This window comes from Marinobacter sp., assembly GCF_041686475.1.
Classification (GTDB): domain Bacteria; phylum Pseudomonadota; class Gammaproteobacteria; order Pseudomonadales; family Oleiphilaceae; genus Marinobacter.
In genome coordinates this window covers 1-24,784 of the sequence record NZ_JAWLDU010000001.1, presented here as the reverse complement: position 1 = coordinate 24,784, position 24,784 = coordinate 1, and the positions used below count along the sequence as shown (strand labels likewise).

General features: G+C 55.9%; 18 protein-coding genes and 4 tRNA genes. 5 read left to right on the top strand and 17 right to left on the bottom strand.

Translation table 11 applies throughout. From position 1 onward, the window contains the following. Positions 1-67 precede the first annotated feature (67 nt). The 9 genes from ACESMB_RS00110 to ACESMB_RS00070 all read right to left on the bottom strand — a co-directional run bounded on the left by ACESMB_RS00110 (position 68) and on the right by ACESMB_RS00070 (position 7,371). Positions 68-340, bottom strand: a complete 273-nt coding sequence (locus ACESMB_RS00110) for an HU family DNA-binding protein (RefSeq protein WP_372970649.1) — start codon at positions 338-340, stop codon at positions 68-70. Between the two features lie 238 nt (positions 341-578). Next, positions 579-2,996 (bottom strand): endopeptidase La, encoded by a 2,418-nt coding sequence (lon, locus tag ACESMB_RS00105; RefSeq protein WP_372970648.1) that lies wholly within the window; start codon positions 2,994-2,996, stop codon positions 579-581. Positions 2,997-3,155: 159 nt separating this feature from the next. Next, positions 3,156-4,439, bottom strand: a complete 1,284-nt coding sequence (gene clpX / locus ACESMB_RS00100) for an ATP-dependent Clp protease ATP-binding subunit ClpX (protein ID WP_372926112.1) — start codon at positions 4,437-4,439, stop codon at positions 3,156-3,158. Between the two features lie 77 nt (positions 4,440-4,516). Beyond that, on the bottom strand, positions 4,517-5,152 hold the full coding sequence (gene clpP / locus ACESMB_RS00095) for an ATP-dependent Clp endopeptidase proteolytic subunit ClpP (protein ID WP_372926111.1): 636 nt from the start codon (positions 5,150-5,152) through the stop codon (positions 4,517-4,519). A 172-nt stretch (positions 5,153-5,324) separates the two neighbouring features. Further along, entirely contained in the window at positions 5,325-6,632 is a 1,308-nt protein-coding gene (tig, locus tag ACESMB_RS00090; RefSeq protein WP_372926110.1) for a trigger factor, read from the bottom strand. Positions 6,633-6,846: 214 nt separating this feature from the next. After that, positions 6,847-6,931: transfer RNA gene (locus ACESMB_RS00085), tRNA-Leu, on the bottom strand. 83 nt (positions 6,932-7,014) lie between these two features. Further along, positions 7,015-7,090, bottom strand: a tRNA-His gene (locus ACESMB_RS00080). A 94-nt stretch (positions 7,091-7,184) separates the two neighbouring features. Continuing rightward, a tRNA-Arg gene (locus ACESMB_RS00075) sits at positions 7,185-7,261 on the bottom strand. Between the two features lie 33 nt (positions 7,262-7,294). Next, a tRNA-Pro gene (locus ACESMB_RS00070) sits at positions 7,295-7,371 on the bottom strand. Between the two features lie 164 nt (positions 7,372-7,535). Between ACESMB_RS00070 and folD the strand changes: the two genes are divergently transcribed. Next, positions 7,536-8,393, top strand: a complete 858-nt coding sequence (gene folD, locus ACESMB_RS00065) for a bifunctional methylenetetrahydrofolate dehydrogenase/methenyltetrahydrofolate cyclohydrolase FolD (protein WP_372970647.1) — start codon at positions 7,536-7,538, stop codon at positions 8,391-8,393. Positions 8,394-8,469: 76 nt separating this feature from the next. On the opposite strand, the gene ACESMB_RS00060 is transcribed toward folD, so the two are convergent. From ACESMB_RS00060 to ACESMB_RS00050, 3 genes are all read right to left on the bottom strand, one after another. Next, the gene (locus tag ACESMB_RS00060) at positions 8,470-10,650 is read right to left on the bottom strand and encodes a malate synthase G (protein ID WP_372970646.1); all 2,181 of its coding nucleotides are present in this window, start codon (positions 10,648-10,650) and stop codon (positions 8,470-8,472) included. Between the two features lie 149 nt (positions 10,651-10,799). Next, entirely contained in the window at positions 10,800-12,182 is a 1,383-nt protein-coding gene (gene cysS / locus ACESMB_RS00055; RefSeq protein WP_372970645.1) for a cysteine--tRNA ligase, read from the bottom strand. Between the two features lie 173 nt (positions 12,183-12,355). Beyond that, positions 12,356-14,032 carry a glutamine--tRNA ligase/YqeY domain fusion protein gene (locus ACESMB_RS00050; protein ID WP_372970644.1) on the bottom strand — a complete coding sequence of 559 codons (1,677 nt, stop codon included), beginning with the start codon at positions 14,030-14,032 and terminating at the stop codon, positions 12,356-12,358. A gap of 138 nt (positions 14,033-14,170) precedes the next feature. On the opposite strand from ACESMB_RS00050, the gene ACESMB_RS00045 reads away from it, so the two are divergent. Both ACESMB_RS00045 and ACESMB_RS00040 read left to right on the top strand, forming a co-directional pair. After that, positions 14,171-14,680 (top strand): peptidylprolyl isomerase, encoded by a 510-nt coding sequence (locus ACESMB_RS00045; protein WP_372926105.1) that lies wholly within the window; start codon positions 14,171-14,173, stop codon positions 14,678-14,680. Then, complete coding sequence (locus ACESMB_RS00040; RefSeq protein WP_372926104.1) at positions 14,677-15,423, top strand: UDP-2,3-diacylglucosamine diphosphatase; 747 nt, start codon at positions 14,677-14,679, stop codon at positions 15,421-15,423. The genes ACESMB_RS00045 and ACESMB_RS00040 overlap by 4 nt, the downstream gene beginning before the upstream one ends. A gap of 126 nt (positions 15,424-15,549) precedes the next feature. Here ACESMB_RS00040 and ACESMB_RS00035 read toward each other — a convergent pair whose 3' ends face one another. From ACESMB_RS00035 to ACESMB_RS00015, 5 genes are all read right to left on the bottom strand, one after another. Next, complete coding sequence (locus ACESMB_RS00035; RefSeq protein ID WP_372926125.1) at positions 15,550-16,317, bottom strand: amino acid ABC transporter ATP-binding protein; 768 nt, start codon at positions 16,315-16,317, stop codon at positions 15,550-15,552. A gap of 41 nt (positions 16,318-16,358) precedes the next feature. After that, positions 16,359-17,444: an amino acid ABC transporter permease gene (locus ACESMB_RS00030; RefSeq protein WP_372926103.1), complete on the bottom strand. Its 1,086-nt coding sequence runs from the start codon at positions 17,442-17,444 to the stop codon at positions 16,359-16,361. After that, on the bottom strand, positions 17,444-18,631 hold the full coding sequence (locus ACESMB_RS00025; protein ID WP_372970643.1) for an amino acid ABC transporter permease: 1,188 nt from the start codon (positions 18,629-18,631) through the stop codon (positions 17,444-17,446). The genes ACESMB_RS00030 and ACESMB_RS00025 overlap by 1 nt, the downstream gene beginning before the upstream one ends. Positions 18,632-18,723: 92 nt before the next feature. Then, on the bottom strand, positions 18,724-19,713 hold the full coding sequence (locus tag ACESMB_RS00020) for an amino acid ABC transporter substrate-binding protein (protein ID WP_372926124.1): 990 nt from the start codon (positions 19,711-19,713) through the stop codon (positions 18,724-18,726). A 317-nt stretch (positions 19,714-20,030) separates the two neighbouring features. Further along, complete coding sequence (locus tag ACESMB_RS00015; RefSeq protein ID WP_372970642.1) at positions 20,031-20,876, bottom strand: hypothetical protein; 846 nt, start codon at positions 20,874-20,876, stop codon at positions 20,031-20,033. Positions 20,877-20,975: 99 nt separating this feature from the next. Between ACESMB_RS00015 and ACESMB_RS00010 the strand changes: the two genes are divergently transcribed. Together ACESMB_RS00010 and ACESMB_RS00005 are read left to right on the top strand one after the other, a co-directional pair. Beyond that, complete coding sequence (locus ACESMB_RS00010; RefSeq protein ID WP_372970641.1) at positions 20,976-22,832, top strand: LTA synthase family protein; 1,857 nt, start codon at positions 20,976-20,978, stop codon at positions 22,830-22,832. Between the two features lie 7 nt (positions 22,833-22,839). Continuing rightward, positions 22,840-24,636 (top strand): glycerophosphodiester phosphodiesterase family protein, encoded by a 1,797-nt coding sequence (locus ACESMB_RS00005; protein WP_372926099.1) that lies wholly within the window; start codon positions 22,840-22,842, stop codon positions 24,634-24,636. Positions 24,637-24,784 lie beyond the last annotated feature (148 nt).

Here is a 24,784-nt window from a genome sequence, read left to right as displayed (position 1 = left end):
TATTGCCACCGGGCCAACCGCTCCGGCAACGCCCGGTGCTCAGGGTGTTACCAAATGAAAGCAGCCGTTACTTAACGGCGTCTTTCAGGGCCTTGCCTGCCTTGAACCCAGGCACTTTGGAAGCCGGGATCTTGATCTCGGCACCGGTCTGCGGGTTGCGGCCAGTGCGCGCGGCACGCTCTTTAACAGAGAAAGTACCAAAACCAATCAGGGTGACCTGATCGCCTTTTTTGAGGGCTCCGGTAATGGAGTTAGTCATGGCATCCAGAGCACGGCCAGCGGCGGCTTTGGAGATATCTGCGGATTCTGAAATTGCATCGATCAGTTCGGACTTGTTCACACTAAACCCCTTCGATTTCAGGTTGAAGATGTTATAGGTTGGTTTGTTGTTCCCTGGACGTTCCCGACTATCGCATAAGCGGTCAGAGAATTCCATTCTTCACTTTTTTTATTCCTTGCGGCTGCTAACCGATATACGGAATAGGCATTAACTGCGCGGGAGCCCTTGATATTGGCTGCTTCACGGCGAAACAGTTATACCAATGGGCTCTCTCGCATGTCAACAAGAGGCAGCGTGTTTAATGTGTATTTATGCGCTCTGCCGCTTCGCCGTCGTCATCCCTGGGCGTACCGGAAGCCTCTTTCGAAGACGACGCTTCGGTGAGTGGTTCAGGTGGATAAGCCAGCGCGATGTCCAGTACTTCGTCGATCCACTTGACGGGACGAATCTCCAGAGATTCCTTGATGTTGTCCGGTATCTCCTTGAGATCACGGGCATTTTCATCAGGGATGATCACTGTCTTGATACCACCACGGTGGGCCGCCAACAGCTTTTCCTTGAGCCCTCCGATGGGCAGCACCCGGCCCCGGAGAGTGATCTCACCGGTCATCGCCACGTCGGCCCTGACCGGAATCTGGGTCAATGCAGAAACCAGCGCCGTACACATGCCAACGCCGGCGCTTGGACCATCTTTTGGCGTCGCACCTTCCGGAACGTGAACATGGAGATCGTGCTTTTCATGGAAATCATCACTGATACCCAGGCCAAGCGCACGACTTCTGACAACGGTCAGTGCGGCCTGGATTGACTCCTGCATGACATCACCCAGTGAGCCGGTCTTGATGACCCTGCCCTTGCCCTTGGTCAAGGCACATTCCAGCGTCAGCAATTCGCCACCAACCTGGGTCCACGCAAGGCCGGTAACCTGTCCGACCTGGTTCTTTTCCTCGGCCAGGCCGTACTTGAACTTCTTCACGCCCGAGTAATCCTCAAGCATCTCCGGTGTCAGGGTCACAGCCGTCTTGTCACCGCTCTCTACATGATCCCGTACCACCTTGCGGCAGAGTTTGGCAATCTCCCGCTCAAGGCTACGTACGCCCGCCTCACGGGTGTAGTAACGAATCAGGTCGCGGAGTGTTTCCTGCGGAATTTCCAATTCGTTCTTGCGCAGACCATTGGCCTTGATCTGTTTGGGTAACAGGTACTTGAGCGCAATATTGACCTTCTCATCCTCGGTGTAACCCGGGATGCGGATGATTTCCATACGGTCCAGCAACGCCGGCGGAATATCCATGGAGTTGGATGTGCACACGAACATCACATCCGACAGATCGTAGTCCACCTCAAGATAGTGATCGTTGAAGGTGTGGTTCTGTTCGGGGTCCAGCACCTCAAGGAGCGCCGAAGCCGGATCACCTCGATGGTCCATGCCCATCTTGTCGATTTCATCGAACAGGAACAGCGGGTTTTTCACGCCCACCTTGGAAAGCTTCTGCAACAGCTTGCCCGGCAGTGCGCCGATGTAGGTCTTGCGGTGACCCCGAATCTCGGCTTCATCACGAACGCCACCCAGCGCCATACGTGTGTACTTGCGGTTGGTCGCGCGGGCAATGGATTGCCCCAGGGAGGTTTTACCCACACCAGGAGGCCCTACGAGGCAGAGCACAGGACCTTTTACCTTCTTCACCCGGCTCTGGACGGCAAGGTATTCCAGGATACGCTTCTTGACCTCATCGAGGCCGTAGTGATCTTCGTCCAGAATCTCGCGGGCCTTTTCGATGTCATGGCGCACGCGGCTGCGCTTCTTCCAGGGAATGGCCAGCATCCAGTCGATATAACCCCGTACCACCGTTGCCTCAGCAGACATGGGCGACATCATCTTGAGCTTGTTGAGTTCCACTTCGGTTTTCTTGCGGGCCTCTTCAGGAAGGCCGGCTTCTTCCAGCTTCTGCTCAAGCTCTTCAAAATCGTTATTACCCTCACCGAGGCTGCCCATTTCTTTCTGAATGGCCTTCATCTGCTCGTTAAGGTAGTACTCGCGCTGGCTACGCTCCATCTGCTTCTTGACACGGCCACGAATGCGTTTCTCAACCTCGATCAGGTCGATTTCACCATCCAGCTTGCCCAGCAGCAGATCCACACGTTGGCGGATTTCCAGCGCTTCCAGCAGTTCCTGTTTCTCTGGAATCTTCAGTTCCAGGTGAGCCGCCATGGTATCTGCCAGCCGCTCAACCTCGTTGATGCCGGTCAGCGCATTGGACACTTCCGAAGGTACTTTCCTGGAGAGCTTGACGTATTTTTCGAATTCATCCGTCAACGTTTTGACCAGCACTTCTTCTTCCCGTGCCGGCAGGGAATCTTCGTCCATTAACATGGCTTTGCCAGCCAGGTACTCACCATCATTAATGTTGGTAATGGTAGCGCGAGCATTACCCTCGACGAGCACCTTGACGGTTCCGTCCGGCAGGCGAAGCATCTGCAGCACGGTTGCTACCGTGCCCATTGCAAATACGTCATCGGGGCCCGGCTCGTCGGTGGACGCATCCCTCTGGGCAACCAGCAGGATTTCCTTGTTGCCCTCCATGGCCGCTTCCAGTGCCTGAATGGACTTTTCACGGCCTACAAACAGCGGCACCACCATGTGCGGGAACACCACCACGTCTCTCAGTGGCAACAGCGGGTATTCTTGCACAGATTCTTCAGGTATCAGGGTCATAGAAAATCCTCTGACGATGTTTAATTCAGCATATCACCCTTCATTGGGGCGACAGCAAAAATTGCAATCTTTTTACAGTTCGGATGCTGATCCTTCCATTGGACTCCAGGCATAAAAAAAGGGCGTCGCCGCCCTTTTTTACGTTCACAGCCGGAACACTCAGTCCTCGGGAACCGCCTTGGCGTGATCACTGCTGTCATAGATCTTGAACGGCTCTGACTGGCCGTTGATCACACTCTCGTCGATGACCACCTTGGACACATCATGCTCAGATGGAATCTGGTACATGGTGTCCAGCAGCGTCGCTTCCATGATGGAACGCAGGCCCCGTGCGCCGGTTTTACGGATCATGGCTTTGCGGGCAACAGCTCGCAGCGCGTCTTCACGGAAGTCCAGCTCCACCCCTTCCATGTCAAACAGCTTCTGGTACTGCTTGGTAAGGGCGTTTTTCGGCTCTGTGAGTATCTGGACAAGCGCGTCTTCATCCAGTTCCGTCAACGTCGCAACAACCGGAAGGCGGCCGACAAATTCCGGGATCAGACCGTACTTGACCAGATCTTCGGTTTCCACGTCCTTAATGATATCGCCGGTGTTCTTGTCGTCTTCCGGCCCTTTGACCGTTGCCGAAAACCCGATACTGCTGCGATCAGAGCGCTCCTGAATCACCTTGTCGAGGCCGGCGAAGGCGCCACCACAGATAAACAGCATATTGCCGGTATCCACTTGCAGGAACTCCTGCTGGGGATGCTTGCGACCACCCTGAGGCGGGACCGAAGCCACCGTGCCTTCAATCAGCTTGAGCAGGGCCTGCTGGACACCCTCACCGGACACGTCACGTGTAATGGAGGGGTTGTCGGACTTGCGGGAAATCTTGTCGATCTCGTCGATGTACACAATACCGCGCTGGGCCTTGTCGACATCGTAGTCGCATTTCTGCAGCAGTTTCTGAATGATATTCTCAACATCCTCACCGACATAGCCCGCCTCAGTCAGCGTGGTGGCGTCTGCAATGGTAAAGGGAACATTGAGCATCCGTGCCAGCGTTTCCGCGAGCAGCGTTTTGCCGCTACCGGTGGGGCCGATCAGCAGGATGTTACTCTTGCCAAGCTCTACTTCAGCCTTGCCCTCGCCATAACGCAGACGCTTGTAGTGGTTATAAACCGCTACAGACAGCACCACTTTGGCACGGTCCTGGCCGATCACGTACTCGTTGAGCGTATCGCGGATTTCGGCGGGTGTCGGAAGACGATCGCTGGCTTCTTCCTGGGCATTCTCCTGGATTTCTTCCCGGATAATGTCGTTGCACAGGTCGACGCACTCGTCGCAGATGAACACCGAGGGCCCTGCAATGAGCTTACGGACTTCATGCTGGCTCTTTCCACAAAACGAGCAGTACAGCAACTTGCCGTTATCGTCGCCTCTGCCGTTTCTTTCATCTGCCATTGAAATACCTCTGAGCTTGGTTTACCGGCGTAATCACCTCAATACGCCGGCAGGGAATGATGCGATTACCTTCAGTATTATTTATTCGGTACACGCTTATCAAGTATAGAATCAATCAGGCCGTAGTCCTTCGCCTGCTGCGGATCCATAAAGTTGTCACGATCCGTGTCTTTGGCGATGGTCTCCAGTTTCTGCCCGGTGTGGTGGGCAAGGATGGAATTCAGGGTGTGACGGATTTTCAGAATCTCACGGGTGTGGATCTCGATATCCGTCGCCTGACCCTGGTAACCGCCCAACGGCTGGTGGATCATCACCCGGGAATTCGGCAGACACGCGCGCTTGCCTTCAGCGCCGCCCGCCAGCAGGAAGGCACCCATGCTGGCCGCCTGACCCACACACAGCGTGGCCACGTCGGGCTTGATAAACTGCATGGTGTCGTAGATAGACATGCCGGCTGTTACCGAACCACCCGGGCTGTTGATATACAGATGGATGTCCTTGTCGGGATTCTCGGATTCAAGGAACAGCAACTGCGCCACAATCAGGTTGGCCATGTGGTCTTCTACAGGGCCCACCATAAAAATAACCCGCTCTTTGAGCAGGCGGGAGAAAATATCAAATGAACGCTCGCCTCGTGCGGTCTGCTCGATAACGATTGGCACCAGGCCGGAATTGGTAACCATTGCGGGACCATCAATTGGTTTCTGCGTCATGATGCGCGTGAACTCCTTCTGGACTATGAAGTGACGTTTGTCCGCCACAGCGTTGTTAATCGATTCCGCCTTCCATTACTGTGCCAGCACAGGGCCAAGATGAAAACAGCCGGGCGTACCGGCTGCTTCTCTGTCAGGCGTGCCGGGGACTGTCAAAGCGCCCCCGCACTCTCTAGCCTTGTTGCTGCTGGCCGGCCTGAATGGCTTCTTCGTACTTGAGCTTCTTTTCATTGACCTGGGCCTTATCCAGAACCAGATCAACGACCGCATCTTCAAGCACAGACGACTCGATCTGCTGCTTCTGTTCGGGGTTGCTGTTGAAATGCGCAACAACTTCTTCTGGTTGTTCATACGTTGATGCGATTTCCTGGATCTTTTCATCCACTTTAGCAGGATCTGCCTTCAGGTCATTCTGCTTGACCACTTCCTGGAACAGAAGACCGGTTTTCACACGGCGGCGCGCCTGCTCCTCAAAGATTTCCTTGGGCAGCTGCTGGAAGTCAACCTGACCACCGAAGCGCTGCACGGCGTCCTGGCGCAGACGATCGATTTCCTGGTCAACCAGGGCCGTGGGCACTTCAAGTTCGGTGCTTTCCAGCAACCCTTCAACAACGTCATTCTTGACCTTATTGGAGACTGCCTGCTTCAGCTCCCGTTCCATGTTTTTCTGTACTTCTTCACGGAAAGCAGCTTCGTCTTCCGCGTCAATGCCGAATTTCTTGAAAAACTCGGTGTCCAGTTCCGGCAATTGCGGCTCCTGAACTTCATGAATCTTGATTTCGAACTTCGCAGGCTTGCCTGCCAGTTCTTCGTTCTGGTAGTCCTCCGGGAAGGTTACTTCGATTTCCAGCTCTTCGCCGGCCTTGCCGCCAACGATGCCTTTCTCGAAACCGGGGATCATCTGACCGGAACCCAGGGTCAGCTTATGATTCTCGGCGGCTCCGCCTTCGAACTCTTCGCCGTCGACGAACCCTCTGAAATCAATCAGCACCACGTCCTTGTTCTTGGACTTACGCTTGACGGATTTCATGGTGGCCTGCTGGCGACGCAGATTGTCGATCATGGTATCGACATCTTTCTCGGTAATTTCGGCCTTCGGCTTTTCTACGGAGATGCTGCTGAAATCACCCAGCTCGACTTCCGGAAGTACTTCGAAGATGGCAACAAACTCGAGGTCCTTGCCTTCTTCCATGGTTTTCGGCTCGAACTTGGGCCAGCCTGCCGGATTGATATCCTGCTCCTGCAGTGCCTTTATGTAGTTATCGCGCATGACTTCGCCAACAATCTCCTGGCGGACGCTGGCACCGAAACGACGCTTCACCACACTCATGGGCACCTTGCCCGGACGGAAACCGTTCATTTTTACTGTGCGTGCGGTTTCCTGCAGGCGTTTCTGGACCGCCTGGTCAATTTCCTGGGCGGGCACACCAATCGTCATCCGACGTTCGATGTTGGAGGTCGTTTCAACAGACACTTGCATGGAAGATCCTCAAATTACAGGTTCGGTATGTGAATGAAAATAAAACCAAAAGTCCTGTTCTGGGCGAATTCCCGGAAAAGGACGCAAATTTAAAAGCGGGTAGTTTATCACGGTTTGCCATGCCGAGAGAATCACTCGATAAAGGCTCTTTTGCGACGGTAGATTACTGATGGGCCAGGAAAAGAAAACAGGGATTAAAACCGAAGGGTAAAAATGGTGCGAGCGGAGAGACTCGAACTCTCACGGGTTGCCCCACTGGAACCTAAATCCAGCGCGTCTACCAGTTCCGCCACGCTCGCACACGGTGCGCGAATCCACAGGCTTGAACACAAGCGTAGAATCCCGCAGGTGCAGAAATCAACCGTGAATCATTCGGGAAAATTGGGGTGGACGAAGGGGATCGAACCCTCGACCGCAGGAGTCACAATCCTGAGCTCTACCAACTGAGCTACGTCCACCACATCCAGACTACCGCCGGGACAGCCCCGACATGTGTTCCAAACTAACTTTGCTGATTCGGTGTCTCCGGGACGGTTCAAACCGTCTGCGGTATGGCGCGCCCGGCAGGACTCGAACCTGCGACCACCGGCTTAGAAGGCCGATGCTCTATCCAGCTGAGCTACGGGCGCATAAACCGTTCGCCCACCTGAATATCCAGAAAGTGGTCGGGGTAGAGAGATTCGAACTCCCGACATCCTGCTCCCAAAGCAGGCGCGCTACCAGACTGCGCTATACCCCGTCTGAACTGAACAACAGATACCTCAGCAAAGTTGGCGCGCATATTACCGGCGCCGGACCGGTCCGTCAACACGCATTTGGGCTTTTTCCTCACCGATTGGCGGCAGGTCCCAAGCATGAGACAATGCGACGCCTTTATTTTCGCACAACCGACAAGACAAAGACATGAGCGCCAAACTGATTAACGGAAAAGACATCGCCGCGACGGTTCGACAGCAGGTTGCGGCAGGAACCGAAGCCCGGAAACAGCAAGGGCTTCGTCCCCCGGGGCTGGCTGTTGTGCTGGTGGGCAATGATCCGGCCTCACAGGTGTACGTGGGCAACAAGCGCAAGGCCTGCGATGAAGCCGGTATCATGTCGCTTTCCTACGACCTGCCAGAGGATACCTCTCAGGAGGCCCTGGAGGCTCTGGTCGACGAGCTGAACGAGAACCCTGACATAGACGGAATCCTGGTACAGCTTCCGCTACCAGCTCACATGGATGCCGACCCCATTCTGGTAAAAATCCGCCCGGACAAGGACGTGGACGGCTTCCACCCCTACAACATCGGCCGCCTGGTCCAGCGCAAGCCCGCCCTGCGGCCCTGCACACCCGCAGGTGTCATTACCCTGCTGGATAGCATCGATACCCCGTACAAGGGACAGCAAGCGGTTATAGTGGGTGCGTCGAATATCGTTGGCCGGCCGATGACCATGGAGCTACTCCTCAAGGGCGCCACCGTTACCGTCTGCCACCGTTTTACCGATGACCTGGAAAAGTTCGTGAGAGAAGCAGATATCCTGATTGCTGCGGTTGGCAAACCGGGGCTGATCAAGGGCGAATGGGTCAAGCCCGGAGCGACCGTGATTGATGTGGGCATCAACCGGATGGCAGATGGCAAGTTGCGAGGCGATGTTGATTTTGCGACTGCCTCAGAGCGGGCTGATTATATTACGCCGGTTCCGGGCGGCGTTGGGCCGATGACGATTGCGACGTTGTTGCAGAATACGCTTTATGCGGCGAATGAGTTGCATAACGATTGAGTTGTATTGTCGGATTACCCCCAAAACCCCACTCACAAAAAACCCCGCAGCTGCGGGGTTTTTGATGTCCGGACGCTTACTGCCCGTACTTCTCCTTCGCCTTCAGACGATAGGCGTGCAGAAGCGGCTCGGTGTAGCCGTTCGGCTGCTCGCGGCCCTTCAGTACCAGATCCATGGCGGCCTGGAAGGCGATGCTGCCTTCGAACTGCGGTGCCATGTCGCGGTAGGTTGGGTCGTTAGCGTTCTGACGATCCACAACCGCCGCCATGCGCTTCATGGTCTCGTGAATCTGCTCTTCACTGCAGATGCCATGATAGAGCCAGTTGGTCAGCAGTTGTGAGGCGATACGCAGTGTGGCGCGGTCTTCCATCAGGCCAACGTCGTTAATGTCCGGCACCTTGGAGCAACCTACACCACTGTCGATCCAGCGCACCACGTACCCGAGAATACCCTGGGCATTATTGTCCAGCTCCTGCTGAATCTCTTCGGCGGACAGGGACTTGGGATCGTCCATGACTGGCACGGTCAGAATATCGTCCAGGTCAGCGCGCGTGCGGCTTTCCAGTTCTTTCTGGATATCGGCAACGCTCACCTGATGGTAATGGGTGGCGTGCAGGGTAGCCGCGGTCGGCGATGGGACCCATGCGGTGTTGGCCCCGGCCTTCGGGTGACCAATCTTGGCCTCGAGCATGCCAGCCATCAGGTCCGGCATGGCCCACATGCCTTTACCAATCTGGGCAACGCCACGGAAGCCGGTTTCCAGACCAATATCCACGTTCCACTGCTCGTAGGCCTGGATCCAGGCAGCCTGCTTCATCGGACCCTTGCGGATAAATGGTCCCAGCTCCATGGAGGTGTGGATTTCGTCACCGGTGCGATCCAGGAAGCCGGTGTTGATAAACACTGCGCGCTCTTTCGCGGCATGGATGCAGGACTTGAGGTTAACGGTCGTGCGACGCTCCTCGTCCATAATACCGACTTTCAGGGTGAAGGCCGGCAGACCCAGAGCGTCTTCCACACGACCGAAAAACTCGTTGGTGAACGCCACTTCTTCCGGGCCATGCATTTTCGGCTTGACGATATAGACGGAGCCCGCGGTGCTGTTCTGAAGCTTGCCAGTGCCCTTCAGGTCGTGAATCGCAATCAGCGAGGTCAACAGGCCGTCCATCAGGCCTTCCGGCACTTCGCTGCCATCTTTCAGCAGGATGGCCGGGTTGGTCATCAGATGGCCAACATTGCGCACAAACATCAGACTACGACCCTTCAGTACCAGCTCGCCACCGGCGGGCTTGGAATAGGCACGGTCCTCATGCATCTTGCGGGTCATCTGCTGACCGCCTTTCTCGAAGGTCTCTTCAAGATTGCCCTTCATCAGGCCCAGCCAGTTGCGGTAGGCCAGCGCCTTGTCATCCGCGTCTACGGCCGCAACGGAATCCTCGCAATCCATGATGGTCGTCAGCGCCGATTCCATCAGCACGTCTTTGACATGGGCACCATCATCTTTGCCGATCGGATGGCTGGCATCGATCTGAATCTCAAAGTGCATGCCGTTCTTCACCAGCAACACACCTGTAGGCGCATCTGCTGCACCGGTATAGCCGACAAAACCGGATTCGTCTTTCAAACCAGTGGACTCACCGTTCTGAAGCTTGACCACCAGCCTGCCATCCTCAACCAGATACTGCGCGGCATCCTTATGGCTACCGGAAGCCAGTGGCGCCGAGCTGTCCAACAGGTTGCGGGCAAATTCGATAACTCTGGCACCACGCACCGGATTGTAACCACGACCCTTCTCGGCACCATCTTCCTCGGAAATGACATCCGTGCCATAGAGCGCGTCGTACAGGCTGCCCCATCGGGCGTTAGCCGCATTCAGGGCAAAACGGGCGTTCATCACCGGAACCACTAGCTGAGGACCAGCCATGGTGGCCACTTCCGGGTCCACGTTGGAGGTGGAAATCTTGAAATCACTTGGCTCGTCGACCAGGTAGCCGATGTCTTTCAGAAACGACTTGTACTCGGCCATATCGAGCTTCTGACCCTTGTGGTCACGATTCCAGGAGTCCATCTTTTCCTGAATGGTATCGCGCTTGGCAAGCAGCTCTTTGTTGCGGGGAGCCAGTTCGTGAACAATCTTGTCGAACTCGCCCCAGAATTTATCAGCGTCGACACCGGTGCCCGGAATCGCTTCATTATTAACGAAATCGAACAGGTTCTTCGCGACCTGAAGGCCGCCGACTTGTACGCGTTCTGTCATCGTTGTCTGCCTCAGTGGGTTACTGTATTCCCTGCCCTCTCAGCGGGTTTCCCCGGAAGGGCCGTTGTAATTCGAGGGCGCCATTGTACGGGAATTTGCCTACAAGGTCATTCCCGCGCCTACCACCCCGACTTTCGATGGAGCTGAGTTTATCCCCGGCGCCAGCTGGTGCCTTCACGGCTGTCGTCCAGAATGACGCCCTTGTCCGCCAGCTCGTCACGAATGCGATCAGCTTCAGCGAAGTTCTTCTGCGTCCGTGCATCCGCCCTGGCCTGGATCATGGCCTCGATCTCGTCAGCACTGAGCTCACCGGCAGTATCGGCCTGGAAGAAAGCCTCCGGGTCCTGTTGCAGCAGCCCGAGGATACCCCCGAGCCGCACCAGTACGGCAGCCTGCTCGCTGGCCTCAGCGTCGCGACCTTCCCGACGGTGCTGGTTGATCTCGTTGGCAACGGCATGCAGAACCGAAATCGCGCCGGCGGTATTGAAATCATCATCCATGGCCTCTGCAAAACGCCGATCGTGCCCGGTTTGCGGTACATTCTTGGCAGGCACCAGACCGCGCAGGGCATGGTACAACCTGGTAAGGGTGCGGCCCGCTTCGGCCAGATTCTCTTCCGAGTAATCCACCTGGCTGCGGTAGTGACTGGAAACCAGGAAGTACCTCACCACTTCAGGCGCGTACTTCTCGAAGATCTCGCGAATGGTAAAGAAGTTGCCCAGGGACTTGGACATCTTCTCCTTGTTCACCCGAATGGCACCGGCGTGCATCCAGGTATTCACAAAGGTATGGCCGTTGGCACACTCGGACTGGGCAATTTCGTTCTCATGGTGCGGAAACAGCAAGTCCGGCCCGCCACCGTGGATATCGAAGGTCTCTCCCAGGCACCGGTTGGACATGGCGGAGCATTCGATGTGCCAGCCCGGCCTGCCGTCACCCCAGGGCGATGGCCAGCTCACCTCACCCGGTTTCGCAGCTTTCCACAGCACAAAGTCGGCGGGGCTGCGCTTGGCCTCCTGAACGTCGACTCGGGCACCGGCTACCAGGTCCTCCAGCTTTTTCTTGCTGAGCTTGCCGTAGTCCGGGTACGACTCCACAGAAAAGTAGACGTCGCCATTGTCAGCGGGATAGGCGTGGCCACTTGAGACCAGTTTGTGAATCATGGCAACGATTTCGTTGATGTACTCGGTAGCGCACGGCTCTTCCGTTGGCGAGAGAACTCCCAGCTTGGCCTCATCCTCGTGCATGGCTTTAATCATTCTGGCGGTCAGGTCCGAATACACCTCGCCATTCTCTTCAGCCCTGCGCAAAATCTTGTCGTCAATATCGGTGATATTGCGAACGTAGTGAACGTCATAGCCGCGATGACGCAAGTATCGAGTAATAACGTCGAACGCCACCAACACCCTTGCATGCCCCAGATGACAGTAGTCATAAACCGTCATGCCACAGACATACATGCGGACTTTCCCGGGCTCAATGGGTTTGAACTCTTCCTTTTTCTGACTAAGGGTGTTGTAGATTCTAATCACGCTACGCTCGTTAAAAGTTCAAATGAATGTATCACCGAAATTTGATGGACCAGTCGGGTAGGGCCTTCCGGGACCGTAAAAAACAGGGATGTTTTTTACGAGCCTACAGGGACGTATTCACGGCGTGTCCCGGAAGGCCCTACCCGACTGGTCCCTGCCCCCAAGGTCTAACCTTATTTACCCTTGCCCCAGGAATCCCTGAGGGTCACTGTACGGTTGAAGACCGGGCGGCCTGCCGTGTGGGTCAACTCCTGATCACAGAAGAAATAACCCTCACGCTCGAACTGATATGGCAGGTCCGTCCTGGGCGTGGCCAAGCTCTTCTCTACTCTGGCGTTTTTCAGAACAACCAATGATTCGGGATTGATGGAGTCGACGAAATCCGTTTCTTTGTCACTGTCCGGCGACTCGTGGTTAAACAACCGGTCGTACTGATTGATATCCGTTTCAACGCTGTCCGTCGCTGACACCCAGTGAACCACGCCGTTGGGTTTATAGCCTTCGGGGTTTACGCCCAGAGTGTTGGGGTCGTACTCACATTTGAGCTCAACAATCTCACCAGCCTGGTCGCGAATAACTTCGCGGCAGGTCATTACATAACCGCCACGCAGGCGCACCGCCTGATCTGGTGCCAGACGTTTCCATTTACGGGGTGGCTCTTCAGCGAAATCTTCCTGGTCGATGTACAGGGTCTGGCTCCAGGTTACTTCCCGCTCGCCCATGTCCGGGTTCTGGGGGTGGAGCGGCAGCACCAGGGTTTCGGTCTTGTCTTCCGGGTAGTTGGTCAGGGTCACCTTCAGCGGGCGCATCACGCACATGGCGCGGGGTGCGCGGGTGTTCAGGTCTTCGCGTATAGCGTGCTCCAGCATGCCCATATCCACGGTGCCGCCAGCCTTGTTGACGCCAATCATGTCGCAAAAAGTACGAATCGACTCCGGGGTATAGCCACGGCGGCGCATGCCGGAAATGGTGGGCATACGGGGGTCGTTCCAGCCGTCCACGAAGCCTTCATCCACCAGGCGCTTGAGTTTGCGCTTGCTGGTAATGGTGTAGTTCAGGTTCAGCCGGGCAAATTCGATCTGGCGCGGCTGGCAGGGGGCGGTGATGTTTTCCAGCACCCAGTCATAAAGCGGCCGATGGTCCTCGAATTCCAGCGTGCACAGGGAGTGAGTAATCCCCTCCATGGCGTCGGAAATCGGATGGGTGAAGTCGTACATCGGGTAGATGCACCACTTGTCGCCGGTCTGGTGGTGGTCAGCGTAGCGAATCCGGTAGAGGATCGGGTCCCGCATGTTGATATTCGGGGACGCCATGTCGATTTTGGCACGCAGTACCAGTTCGCCGTTCTGGTATTTGCCGTCGCGCATGTCCCGGAACAGCTGCAGATTTTCTTCCACCGGACGATCCCGGTACGGGCTGTTTTGTCCCGGCTCTTTCAGGGTGCCGCGGTATTCGGCCATCTGGTCGGCAGTCAGCGCGCACACGTAGGCCTTGCCCTTTCCAATCAGCTCAACGGCAAAATCGTAAATGGCGTCGAAATAATCCGAGGCATAGCGCACCTCGCCTGCCCATTCGTAACCCAGCCAGTGAACATCCTGTTTGATGGCGTCAATGTACTCCTGGGATTCCTTTTCCGGGTTGGTATCGTCAAACCGCAGAGTGCACACACCGTCAAACGTTTCGGCAATGCCGAAGTTCAGGCAGATCGACTTGGCGTGACCGATGTGCAGGTAACCGTTGGGCTCCGGCGGAAACCGTGTCACTACCTTGCCTGTGTGCTCGCCCTTGGCAATGGCGTCTTCAATCAGGCTCTGGATGAAGTTATGGGCTTTCTTTGACTCGGCGCTCATACAATCTCAATCATAGGGTGTGGGTCTGAAACCGCGTATTATACTCACAAATCCTTGCCTAACTCATGCACGCGTACAAACTCTTCAGTACAATAACGCCAACGACGCTTCTTATACCCATATGAACAGGAAACCCTGATGATTCTGCTGAAAACCACTCACGGTGATATCAAACTGGAACTGGATTACGACAACGCCCCGGAGACGGCCAGAAACTTTGAACAGTACGTTCGCGACGGCTTCTACGACGGCCTGATTTTCCATCGTGTCATCAGCAACTTCATGATTCAGGGCGGTGGTTTCGAGCCGGGAATGATCCCCCGCAAATCCGGCGAGCCCATTCGCAATGAAGCCAACAATGGCCTGAGCAACATGCAGGGCACCGTCGCCATGGCCCGCACCATGGACCCCCACTCCGCCACTGCGCAGTTCTTTGTCAATGTCGAGAACAACGGTTTCCTCGACCATACCGCCGAGAACGCCGAAGGCTGGGGTTACTGTGTATTCGGCAAGGTTGTGGAAGGCATGGATACCGTCAACGCCATTCGCTCGGTGCGCACCACCATGCGTTCAGGTCATCAGGATGTTCCTGCTGACGACGTAGTGATTGAGAAAGCCGAAGTTGTAGAGGATGGAGGCACGGCGTGACCACGCTGTTCATCTCGGATCTGCATCTGGAAGAGTCGCGGCCGGATATTACCAACGCGTTCCTGGCTTTTCTGGAAGAAAAGGCACGGGGTGTGGAAAAGCTCTACATCCTGGGAGACTTTTTCGAAGCCTGGATCGGTGACGACGAACGAACGCCATTACAGGAACAGGTGGCGGACGCCCTGCGCGCGGTATCGGCATCCGGCACGGAACTGTTCCTGATGCATGGCAACCGGGATTTCCTGATTGGCGAAGACTTCTGCGGCCGTATCGGCGCCACTCTGCTGGATGATCCCACGGTGGTAGACCTTTACGGTACACCCACGTTGCTGATGCACGGCGACAGCCTGTGCACTGCGGATGTGGAATACCAGAAATTCCGCGCCAACATGCGTGACCCCCAATGGCAACAGATGATTCTGCAGCGGCCCCTGGCGGAGCGTCAGCAGATGGCCCGCCAGTTGCGGGAAATCAGCATGGCCAAGAACAAGGGCAAGGAAGAGTTCATCATGGACGTAACCCCTGATGAGGTGGTTAAAGCAATGGAGGCTCACGGGGTGCAACGCCTGATCCACGGCCACACCCACCGCCCGGCGATTCATGAACTGGAAGCCGGCGGCAAGCCGGCCAAAAGAATTGTGCTGGGTGACTGGGATGAAAACGTCTGGTGGCTGGAGGTCAATCCGGATCACCCACCAACCCTCCAAAAGCACCGCCTATCAACAAAGGCTCCTGCACCATAGCTGAACCTTGGCCATGGGGCGGGGTGCCTTTTCTTCTGGGAAAAAGAACTCGCTGCGCTCAGACACCTTTGTTCCCGGCAGAAAAGGCACCCCGCCCCATGGCCAGCCTCCAAACCCAGCCCCAGGTTAATGCTGCAGAATCTGCTCCAGGAACTTCCGGGTTCTTGGTTCCTGCGGATTGGTAAAGAACTCCTCTGGCGGCGCCTGTTCAACAATTTCTCCGGCGTCCATGAATATCACCCGGTCTGCCACCGTTTTCGCAAACCCCATCTCGTGGGTCACGCAGATCATTGTCATACCGCTGCCGGCAAGCTCGATCATCACGTCCAGCACTTCCTTGATCATCTCCGGGTCGAGCGCTGAGGTGGGCTCGTCAAACAGCATGATTTTCGGCTTCATGCACAAAGCCCGGGCAATCGCCACACGCTGCTGCTGGCCACCGGATAACTGGCCCGGGTACTTGTTGGCCTGATCCGGAATTTTCACCCGCTCCAGATACTTCATCGCTGCTTCTTCCGCCTCTTTTCTCGGGGTCTTGCGAACCCAGATAGGCGAAAGACAGCAGTTCTCCAGCACGGTCAGGTGTGGAAACAGGTTGAAATGCTGGAACACCATGCCGACTTCGCGGCGCACCGTGTCAATATTGCGAATATCATCCGTCAGTTCGATGTTATCGACAATGATCCTGCCCTGCTGATGCTCCTCCAGCCGGTTGATACAACGGATAAACGTCGATTTTCCGGACCCTGAGGGGCCACAGATGACGATGCGCTCACCCTGCCGGACATCCAGATTCAGGTTCTTGAGGACGTGAAAATCCCCGTACCATTTGTTCATCCCTTCAACCCGGATGATGGCGGAACTGTCGTCTTTCTGACTCGGAACAGGCGTCATCGAATCTACAGTCTGAGTTTGCTCTGTCATAGTCGTACCCATCAGGTCTTATGACCGGTGTCTAGTTTACGTTCAAGGTTCTGGCTGTAACGGGATATGCCGAAGCAGAACACCCAGAAACAGAAAGCCACAAAGACATAGCCCTCAGTAGCTACATTCTGCCAGGCGGGATCAGTCACCGTTGACTGCACGGTGCCGAGAATATCGAACAGGCCGATTATCAATACCAGGGTGGTGTCTTTGAACAGCGAGATGAAGGTATTGACGATGCCCGGGATGACCATCTTCAGTGCCTGCGGCAGAATAATCAGTCCCGTCTTTTTCCAGTAGCCCAGCCCGAGCGCATCCGCGGCTTCATACTGACCTCTCGGGATGGCCTGTAGCCCCCCACGGATAACCTCTGCCATGTAAGCCGACTGCCAGAGCGTGATACCAATCAGTGCCCGCAGCAGTTTTTCAAAGTTCATGCCGTCCGGCAAAAACAGCGGCAGCATGACCGACGCCATGAACAGCACCGTGATAAGAGGCACCGCCCGCCAGACTTCGATAAACACGACGCTGATACCGCGAATGATCGGCATTTCAGAACGCCGCCCCAGGGCCAGCAGGATACCAATGGGCAGAGAGGCAATAATCCCGATATACGCCAGGATCAGCGTCAGCATCAGGCCGCCCCATTTGGAACTGCCTACTTCCTCCAGGCCAAAATTTCCACCCGGGATCAGGAAATAGCCGATAACCGGCAGGCCGGTCAGACCAAATATCCCGAACCATTTGCGCCCCGGAAAGCGTTCAATGAACTGCGGAACAAAGCAGACCGCCAGCAGCCCGAACATGATGTCGACCCGCCACTGGAGTTCATCCGGATAGAACCCGTAGATGAAAAAATTCAGCCGCTGACTGATAAACAGCCAGCAGGCGCCGGTTCCCGCGCAGTCGCTGGAATCGGTGCCCTGAAACGTCGCTTCGAAAAACAGCCAGCTGAACAGTGGGCCAACGCTGGTCACTAACAGGTAGCCCACGACAATGGTGAGCAGGCTGTTATACCAGCTTGAAAACAGGTTCTGGCGCATCCAGGCTAAAGGGCTTACGGCCACTTTCGGTGGTTTTAACATTGACTCAGCCATCATCGCTCCTTAATTGCCACGGCCCTGTTATAGATATTCATAAACAGGGAAATTGACAGACTGATGGTGAGATACACCGCCATGGTGATGGCCACCACTTCCACCGCCTGACCGGTCTGGTTCAGGGTTGTGCCCATGAACACCGCCACCAGGTCCGGGTAACCGATGGCGGTTGCCAGTGATGAGTTCTTTGCCAGATTCAGGTACTGACTGGTCAGCGGCGGAATGATCACTCGCATGGCCTGTGGAATCACTACCAGGCGCAGCGTAAGTCCGTTCGGCAGGCCCAGAGCTTTCGCCGCCTCGGTCTGGCCTTTACTGACCGCGACGATACCGGAGCGCACGATCTCGGCAATGAAACTGGCGGTGTAAAGAGACAGTGCAACCCACAGGGCGGCAAGTTCGGGGATAATGGCGATACCACCACCGAAATTGAACCCGCGCAGTTCGGGCATATCCCATTCCAGCGGAGCACCGCCAGCCATGTAGCCCAGCAAAGGTACAAGCACCAGGATCGCGACCCCCACCCGGAACATTGGGAATAACTGACCAGTGGCAAGCTGGCGCCTTTTGGCCCAGATCCGCAAACCGGTAACTGCGGCTATAGCCAGAATGATGGAGGCCCAGACCACGCCGAAACCTTCCTGAAGTATCGGTTCCGGCAGGTATAAGCCGCGACCGTTCAGAAACAGGACTCCGCCCACTTCAATGCTCTGACGGGGCGCCGGCAGGCTGCCAAGAACGGCGAAGTACCAGAAAAATATCTGCAGCAGCAGAGGAATGTTACGGATAATCTCGATATAGGTCAGTGCCAGCTTGGCCACCAGCCAGTTACTTGACAGGCGGGCCACACCAACGATGAAGCCGATAATGGTGGCCGCTACTATGCCCATGGCTGAGACCAGAAGGGTGTTTGTCAGGCCTACAACAAAGGTCCGCCCATAGGTCATGGTGGAATCGTAGGGCACCAATGACATGATGATACCGAAGCCTGCGGTCTCACCGAGAAATCCGAAGCCGGTACTTATGCCCCGGCTTTCCATATTGGAAAGCGTGTTATCAACCAGTGTCCACCCACCCCAGAAGACCAGAGCAATGGCAATAAACTGAAAGAAGATTGAGCGTACTCGGGGGTCGTACCACGGCTTGGGGGCCGCAGGTATCGAATCGATCGTTGGTTTTTTCATTGTGTTTCCCGGAAAGCTGAACCGCGATGAAACAGGTCACAAGCACAGCGGGCTGGCAGAGACCTGCACCACCCGCTGTAAGCTTTCAGGCTTTAACGAACCGGCGGAGCGTAGAGCACACCGCCGTCTGTCCACAAAGCGTTGAGACCACGGTCCAGCCCGAGCGGGGTGTCCGGGCCAACGTTGCGATCGTACATTTCGCCATAGTTGCCAACCAGCTTGATCGCCTGGTAACCGAAATCATCCGGCAATCCGAGCTTTTCACCCATGTCGCCATCGGTGCCCAGCAGACGCTGGATACCCGGGTTGTCTGACTTCAGCATATCGTCGGCATTGTCGCTGGTGATACCCAGCTCCTCCGCGTTGATCTGAACGGACAACACCCATTTGACGATGTTGAACCACTGATCGTCACCCTGACGGACGACTGGACCAAGGGGCTCCTTGGAAATGGTATTCGGAAGGATCTTGGCAGAGTCCGGATCCGACAGTTTTGAGCGCAGCGCCGCCAACTGGGACCGGTCAGATGTCAAAACGTCACAGCGCCCGGCTGAGAAGCCCTGGACTGTCTGCTCGGAGGTATCAAATACGATTGCCTGATATTCCATGCCCTCGGAGCGGAAATAATCCGACAGGTTCAGTTCGGTGGTGGTGCCAGACTGGATACAGATGGTCGCACCGTCCAGTTGGTTAGCGTCATCCACACCGATATCCTTGTTGATCAGGAAGCCCTGGCCGTCGTAGTAGTTGGTACCCGCAAAGTTGAGGCCCAGGGAAGCGTCACGGGTCAGCGTCCAGGTGGTGTTCCGGGACAGCATGTCGATCTCGCCAGACTGCAAAGCAGTGAAGCGCTCCTTCGCCGTCAGCGGCGTGAACTCGACAGCTTGCGCGTCACCGAAGATGGCTGCAGCTACGGCACGACAGGTATCAACGTCGATGCCTGTCCAGTTACCTTTGTCGTCTGGCTGTGAAAAGCCCGGGAGGCCGGTGGTCACACCACACTGAAGGTGGCCATTCTCCTTGACATCTTCAAGTGTCTTGGCTGCGTTAGCCGCTGACACACTAAATAATCCGCACAACATGACAGCGCCGACGGCAATCGACTTGGTATTATTCATTCTGATTTCTCCGAAATTCCGTTGGTTAGAGGAGCAACTGACCGCCAGCAATTTACGAGCCAGCCGCACTAACTCATTGATTTATAGTATTTGTTTTTCCATAAGCATTCCTCGACAACACCAACAGGCCACGATACGGTGCGATCAATGCCTTGATTCAGGGCACTGGCGCCAGCAAAGGCTCGGGAGCCGGCATTTCTGAACGCTCCTATATAAAATAGAAGTAGTTCAGAAAATGAACCAGTTTTCAGGACATTTTCTGTATCCTAAGCCGATACTCCCTACCCTGGCTCCCGATATGTATCGATCCGTGCCAACCAGCCCGGCAGCCATCTTTCGCGCTCTATGGCCCGAGGGGCAAGTTCTGCGCGCCGCGTAAGGGTAGTTTCTGCCGCCACTCTGAAGTTGGCCAGAACGGAATCATCGCTCTCAGGCATGGCAAGCAGCACCTGAAGAAGACCCCAACCCCGCCCCTGGTAGGTTTCCCGGGCTGACAGCCCTTCGCCCTTGAAATTGACATAATCAATAACCGCATACGCCCCGCCGGGCGTCGCTATCAATTGCCGTAACTGATTGTGAATTGTTTCCCTGCTGGACTCCGGAGCCGCTGCCACGACTCGCTCGAGAGCGCTTCTGGCGCGATCCACAATGAATTCCGCCTGGACCCCGCGTGTAGCCCATAAAAAACTTCTCAGCGAGGCAATCTTTGCCTCGAGCTCTTCATTGTTTAAATTTTCGTTATCTGCCCTCATGAAAGCGTCACGATCCGGCCATGGTGCATCGAACGGATCCAGATCGCCCAGCCATTCAGGAAGCGGCACCAATTGCTGCCGCATGAACTGGATCAGCTCCGGGAAACTCTCCACAAAACGCCCGTCCACGCCTGTGGGGTACCAGATGAAATGTCCGATTCCCAGCGATGGAAAGGCCTCGCCTTCGTTCCAGTGGACCAGGCAGGTTTTCCTGCCGGCACACTCATTGCGGAAAACCTGGTCGCCGATCCAGGTCAATTCGGCGGGCGAGAGCTCAACGTCAAGATCCGATCTATCACTGACATGCAGGCACCCCGTCAAAAGCAACAGGAGCATCAACCCGATTAACAGAGGTTCATATTTGAAGCGCGACATTGCCAGCCTCCAGCCGGTGGGGATACCCTGTTTTACAGTAATGTTGCCACGCACCAAAGCATTGGCAGCCGTAATTCGTGGCAACCATCGGAATACGCTATGACATTTTTTTCAGGACTCGCCTCCCGGCGCTTCGCACAGACTGTTTTCCTGGCGCTGAGCTGGCTGCTCGTCATCAGGGTAAGTCACATATTACAGAGTGGTATCTGGCCAAACCCGGCCGGCATGGTTGCAAGTGATATTGCCGGTGCGCTGGTGCTCGCTGTTCTGCTGAGTATATCGGCTGGCGTTTTCAGGACGCTGCTGGTAGTCCTGCTGGGCTGTGCGGCCTTCGTGGCCGGCATGCATCTGACCGTCCATGGCACTCTTTTCCAGCTGTCGCTTATCGGCAAGGGTGTGGACCCCACCTTTGTGACCGGAAGCCTGATCAACAAGCACTCTCTTCTGCTGCCGGTCTACCTTGTGCTGGCCTGGGTACTCCACAGGCTGCACCGCAGGCTGGTACCCGAGCCCCTGGCGGGCGGAAAGGGGCTGGTGGTGTTTGCCGTGCTGTTGGTATCAGCCTATGCCATTTCTTTTCAAAGCCTGACAACACCGACCAACAATCTTGTTGCCAGCTTTTTCTCCCAGATTCCCGGTGCTGTGGCCAGTCCGTTTACGGCCGGGGTGGGGGAAGATAATGAACAGGTGGAAAGCCCGCAGGACGTCCGGGATGACACCAACTTCTTTCACCAGCAGGTGGCAGCACCCGACGTTGAAAATCAGCCCAATGTGTTGCTGATCATGATTGAGGGCCTGTCAGCGGGCTATTTTCCAAGCGTGAGTGAGTATCACAACCTCGATCCATCCGTTGAACTCAACCGTCTCGAGGAGAATCTCGAACAGCATGGATTCCGCATTTACCGGAATGCCCTGAGCATGGAGCGGCAAACAGACAGAGGGACTTTTTCCATTCTCTGCGGTGAGTATCCCGATTTCCGCAGGCAATCCAAGAAAATGGTCGATGTGGCCGAAGACCGTGCCAGTCCCGACTGTATGCCGGCAAGACTTCAGGAAAACGGTTACAGCACGGCCTATTGGCAGGCTGCCCCGCTGGATTACATGAAGAAAGGCGATTTCATGCCGCGGGTTGGTTTCAGCGAAGTGACCGGGGCCGAAGTATTCGTTAGTGAGGGTGAGGAGGTAGAAGGATGGGGTCCACCCGACCCTGTCTATTTCAGCAACATCGGTAAGCGGATTCGCGAACTGGACTCCTCATCCTCCCCATGGATGGTGACTCTGCTGAACGTGGGCACCCACCATCCGTTCAATACCGGAGAAGAGCAAGCGGAGGGGGATTTCAACACTGAAAACCTTGGGGAACTTGCTCAGGCAGAACCCCAGGAAGCACGTCGAAAAGCCATGAAAACCATGGAAGAGTCGCTAAACGAATTCCTGGATATCCTTGCCTCCGAGGGGATCCTTGATAACACCCTGGTGGTTCTCACTTCCGACGAATCCGGCGGATTTATCAGGCAGGATCCGGAGTCCGTACCCCTGAACAGCAACGTCGGGGTCCTTGCGGTAAGGCCTCCCAGCGACGACTCCCTCGAGCAGTATGCCCCCGAGAACCAGATAGTGGCCCAGATAGACGTTCCTCCAACAATACTGGATATCACCGGGCTGGGCCGGAAAACCGGCGACATGATCGGCCGTAGCCTGCTTGTGGAGCAACAGGACGCTGAACGCGACCTGCTGCTTGCGGATACCTACACAGGGCTGAAATACTTCCTCAGGGAATCCGGGCAGTTGCTGAGCTGCAGTGAACTGATGACCAACTGCAGCACATGGAACTTCAATCCGGAACGTTTATTCGGCTCACTGGAACAGACAGATATTGATCCTTTTCTGACATTTGAGGAGCGTACAGCGCTGTTCAATAACGCTGCGTATATGAAACCTGTCGAGAACCCGTGAAGCAGAAATGAAGATTCTTGCCCTGCATACCCTGGCTTTTCTGCACACTCATCGCCGGAGTCTGCTAACGTTCTATCTGTTTTTCACCGGCCTGATCCTTGCCGCACTAACCCCTCTGTTTTCGGGTGCTTTGGCAACGCTGCGCCCGGTCACAGGCCAGGCCGCGATCAGTACCGGCGGCCTGGTGCAGTTCGTGCTCTCGCCAGGAGGCCTTTTCTGGCTTGCTGCCACGGCGACTATTGCCACACTATTGGTAATCCTGCAGCAGGCGGGTATGACGTGGATTGCGGCATCCAGAGGGCACCGGGAATACCGGATCGCGCTGTCGGCACTATGGGCAGTTGCCCGTCATTTGAGGAAGCTGTCGGCTCTTGCCCTGTTGCAGGTCACCGGCCACCTTATGGTAGCAATGCCGTTTCTGCTTGCCGTGATCATCGCCTATCAGTTTCTGCTATCACCCCACGATGTCTATTATCTGCGCCTGGAGCGGCCACCGGTTGTCTGGTGGTTCATGGGCATCTCTGCGATAGCCGCAATTGGTATCGCGGTGTGCAATGGCTGGCTGTACCTGCGATGGATTCTTTCTGTTCCCCTGGTGCTGCTGGATGGGCACGGCGCCAGAGAGGCACTCAAACTGAGCAATCATTATGTGCACGGTCAACGTCTGCCCGCCACAGGCGCGTTGATCGCAGGCCTTGCCGGGCTGGTCGTACTCCCGGTCCTGATCACTCTTGTGTTTCAGGGCATCGGCAGCCAACTGCTGCCCCGGTTACCGGAGCGGATGGACCTGCTCATGCCCGTCACTCTCGCCTTCGTGGCTCTGTATATCTTTTTGACCATAACACTGGCATTTGCCGGCATTGCCGCCTACAGCATGCTGATCTACAGCGTCTATCGCCGTGCAACCGGCCATCACCAGCGCGTTTCCATAAAGGGTCTGCCCGGGAAGGCAGGCCCCCTGGCCTGGACGGCTGAGATCCTGGTTATTGTTCTGGCCGTTGGCCAGGCCTGGCTGGTACTGCAATCCTTTGAACAACAGGACGAGGTCTCGATAACGGCCCACAGGGGCAGCGCCTTCAAGGCCCCGGAAAACACCATGAGCGCTATAGAGCAGGCCATTGAGGACGGAGCCGATTACATCGAGATTGATGTTCGCATGACCGCCGATGGCGTACCGGTGCTCTGGCACGATGCCGATATGAGGCGTGTATTCGGGCTGGATGGCAAAATATCCGATATTACCCTGGAAGAAGCCCGCGAGCGGGACGCGGGCTCCTGGTTCGGCCCTGAGTTCAGTAACGAGCGAATAGCCACACTCGAGGAGGTGATTACCACCACTCGCGGCAGAGCCAGCCTGTATGTCGACATAAAACCTGATCCGGCCACGCCGGAACTGACCAGCGAGGTTGTTCGCCTGCTACAACAAATGGACGCTGTTGACGGCACGGTGATCGCCGCCGCCGAGTGGTACGTGCTGGCGGAAGTGCGTAGCCTGGAACCAGCATTGAAAACCACATTGTTGGCGCAATTCATTGTCGGCCCGCTCTGGGAACAGAACTTCGACATCCTTGGCCTGCGGCAGAACAGGGTCACACCGACTGCGGTTGCAAGGACCCGCCAATCAGGCAACGAACTTCACGTGTGGACCGTCAACAACCCGGACGCCATGTCGCGTTTTATCGATATGGGCGTGGACAATATTATTACCGACAGGCCGGATGTCCTGGCGGAACTTCTTGCCCGCAGAGACGACCTGACAGACGCGGAAGTGCTTGTCGTCAAGCTGCGCAACTGGCTGCGGTAACTGCTGATTCCGGCAGATCATTCCTGCCCCGCCCTGAATAGGCTAATCTTAGGATGGCAACGGTCAATACGTTGGCAACGTCGGCCATGATCGTTTTGATAGCACTCTGTACGCATTCGCCAACAGCGTCCTGCTGGCACTGCCCGGC

Excerpts from the sequence above, each read along its gene's own strand:
- lon (WP_372970648.1), bottom strand. The coding sequence starts at position 2,996 with ATGACCCTGATACCTGAAGAATCTGTGCAAGAATACCCGCTGTTGCCA.
- clpX (WP_372926112.1), bottom strand. The coding sequence starts at position 4,439 with ATGGCAGATGAAAGAAACGGCAGAGGCGACGATAACGGCAAGTTGCTG.
- clpP (WP_372926111.1), bottom strand. The coding sequence starts at position 5,152 with ATGACGCAGAAACCAATTGATGGTCCCGCAATGGTTACCAATTCCGGC.
- tig (WP_372926110.1), bottom strand. The coding sequence starts at position 6,632 with ATGCAAGTGTCTGTTGAAACGACCTCCAACATCGAACGTCGGATGACG.
- folD (WP_372970647.1), top strand. The coding sequence starts at position 7,536 with ATGAGCGCCAAACTGATTAACGGAAAAGACATCGCCGCGACGGTTCGA.
- ACESMB_RS00060 (WP_372970646.1), bottom strand. The coding sequence starts at position 10,650 with ATGACAGAACGCGTACAAGTCGGCGGCCTTCAGGTCGCGAAGAACCTG.
- ACESMB_RS00050 (WP_372970644.1), bottom strand. The coding sequence starts at position 14,032 with ATGAGCGCCGAGTCAAAGAAAGCCCATAACTTCATCCAGAGCCTGATT.
- ACESMB_RS00045 (WP_372926105.1), top strand. The coding sequence starts at position 14,171 with ATGATTCTGCTGAAAACCACTCACGGTGATATCAAACTGGAACTGGAT.
- ACESMB_RS00035 (WP_372926125.1), bottom strand. The coding sequence starts at position 16,317 with ATGACGCCTGTTCCGAGTCAGAAAGACGACAGTTCCGCCATCATCCGG.
- ACESMB_RS00030 (WP_372926103.1), bottom strand. The coding sequence starts at position 17,444 with ATGGCTGAGTCAATGTTAAAACCACCGAAAGTGGCCGTAAGCCCTTTA.
- ACESMB_RS00025 (WP_372970643.1), bottom strand. The coding sequence starts at position 18,631 with ATGAAAAAACCAACGATCGATTCGATACCTGCGGCCCCCAAGCCGTGG.
- ACESMB_RS00020 (WP_372926124.1), bottom strand. The coding sequence starts at position 19,713 with ATGTTGTGCGGATTATTTAGTGTGTCAGCGGCTAACGCAGCCAAGACA.
- ACESMB_RS00015 (WP_372970642.1), bottom strand. The coding sequence starts at position 20,876 with ATGTCGCGCTTCAAATATGAACCTCTGTTAATCGGGTTGATGCTCCTG.
- ACESMB_RS00010 (WP_372970641.1), top strand. The coding sequence starts at position 20,976 with ATGACATTTTTTTCAGGACTCGCCTCCCGGCGCTTCGCACAGACTGTT.
- ACESMB_RS00005 (WP_372926099.1), top strand. The coding sequence starts at position 22,840 with ATGAAGATTCTTGCCCTGCATACCCTGGCTTTTCTGCACACTCATCGC.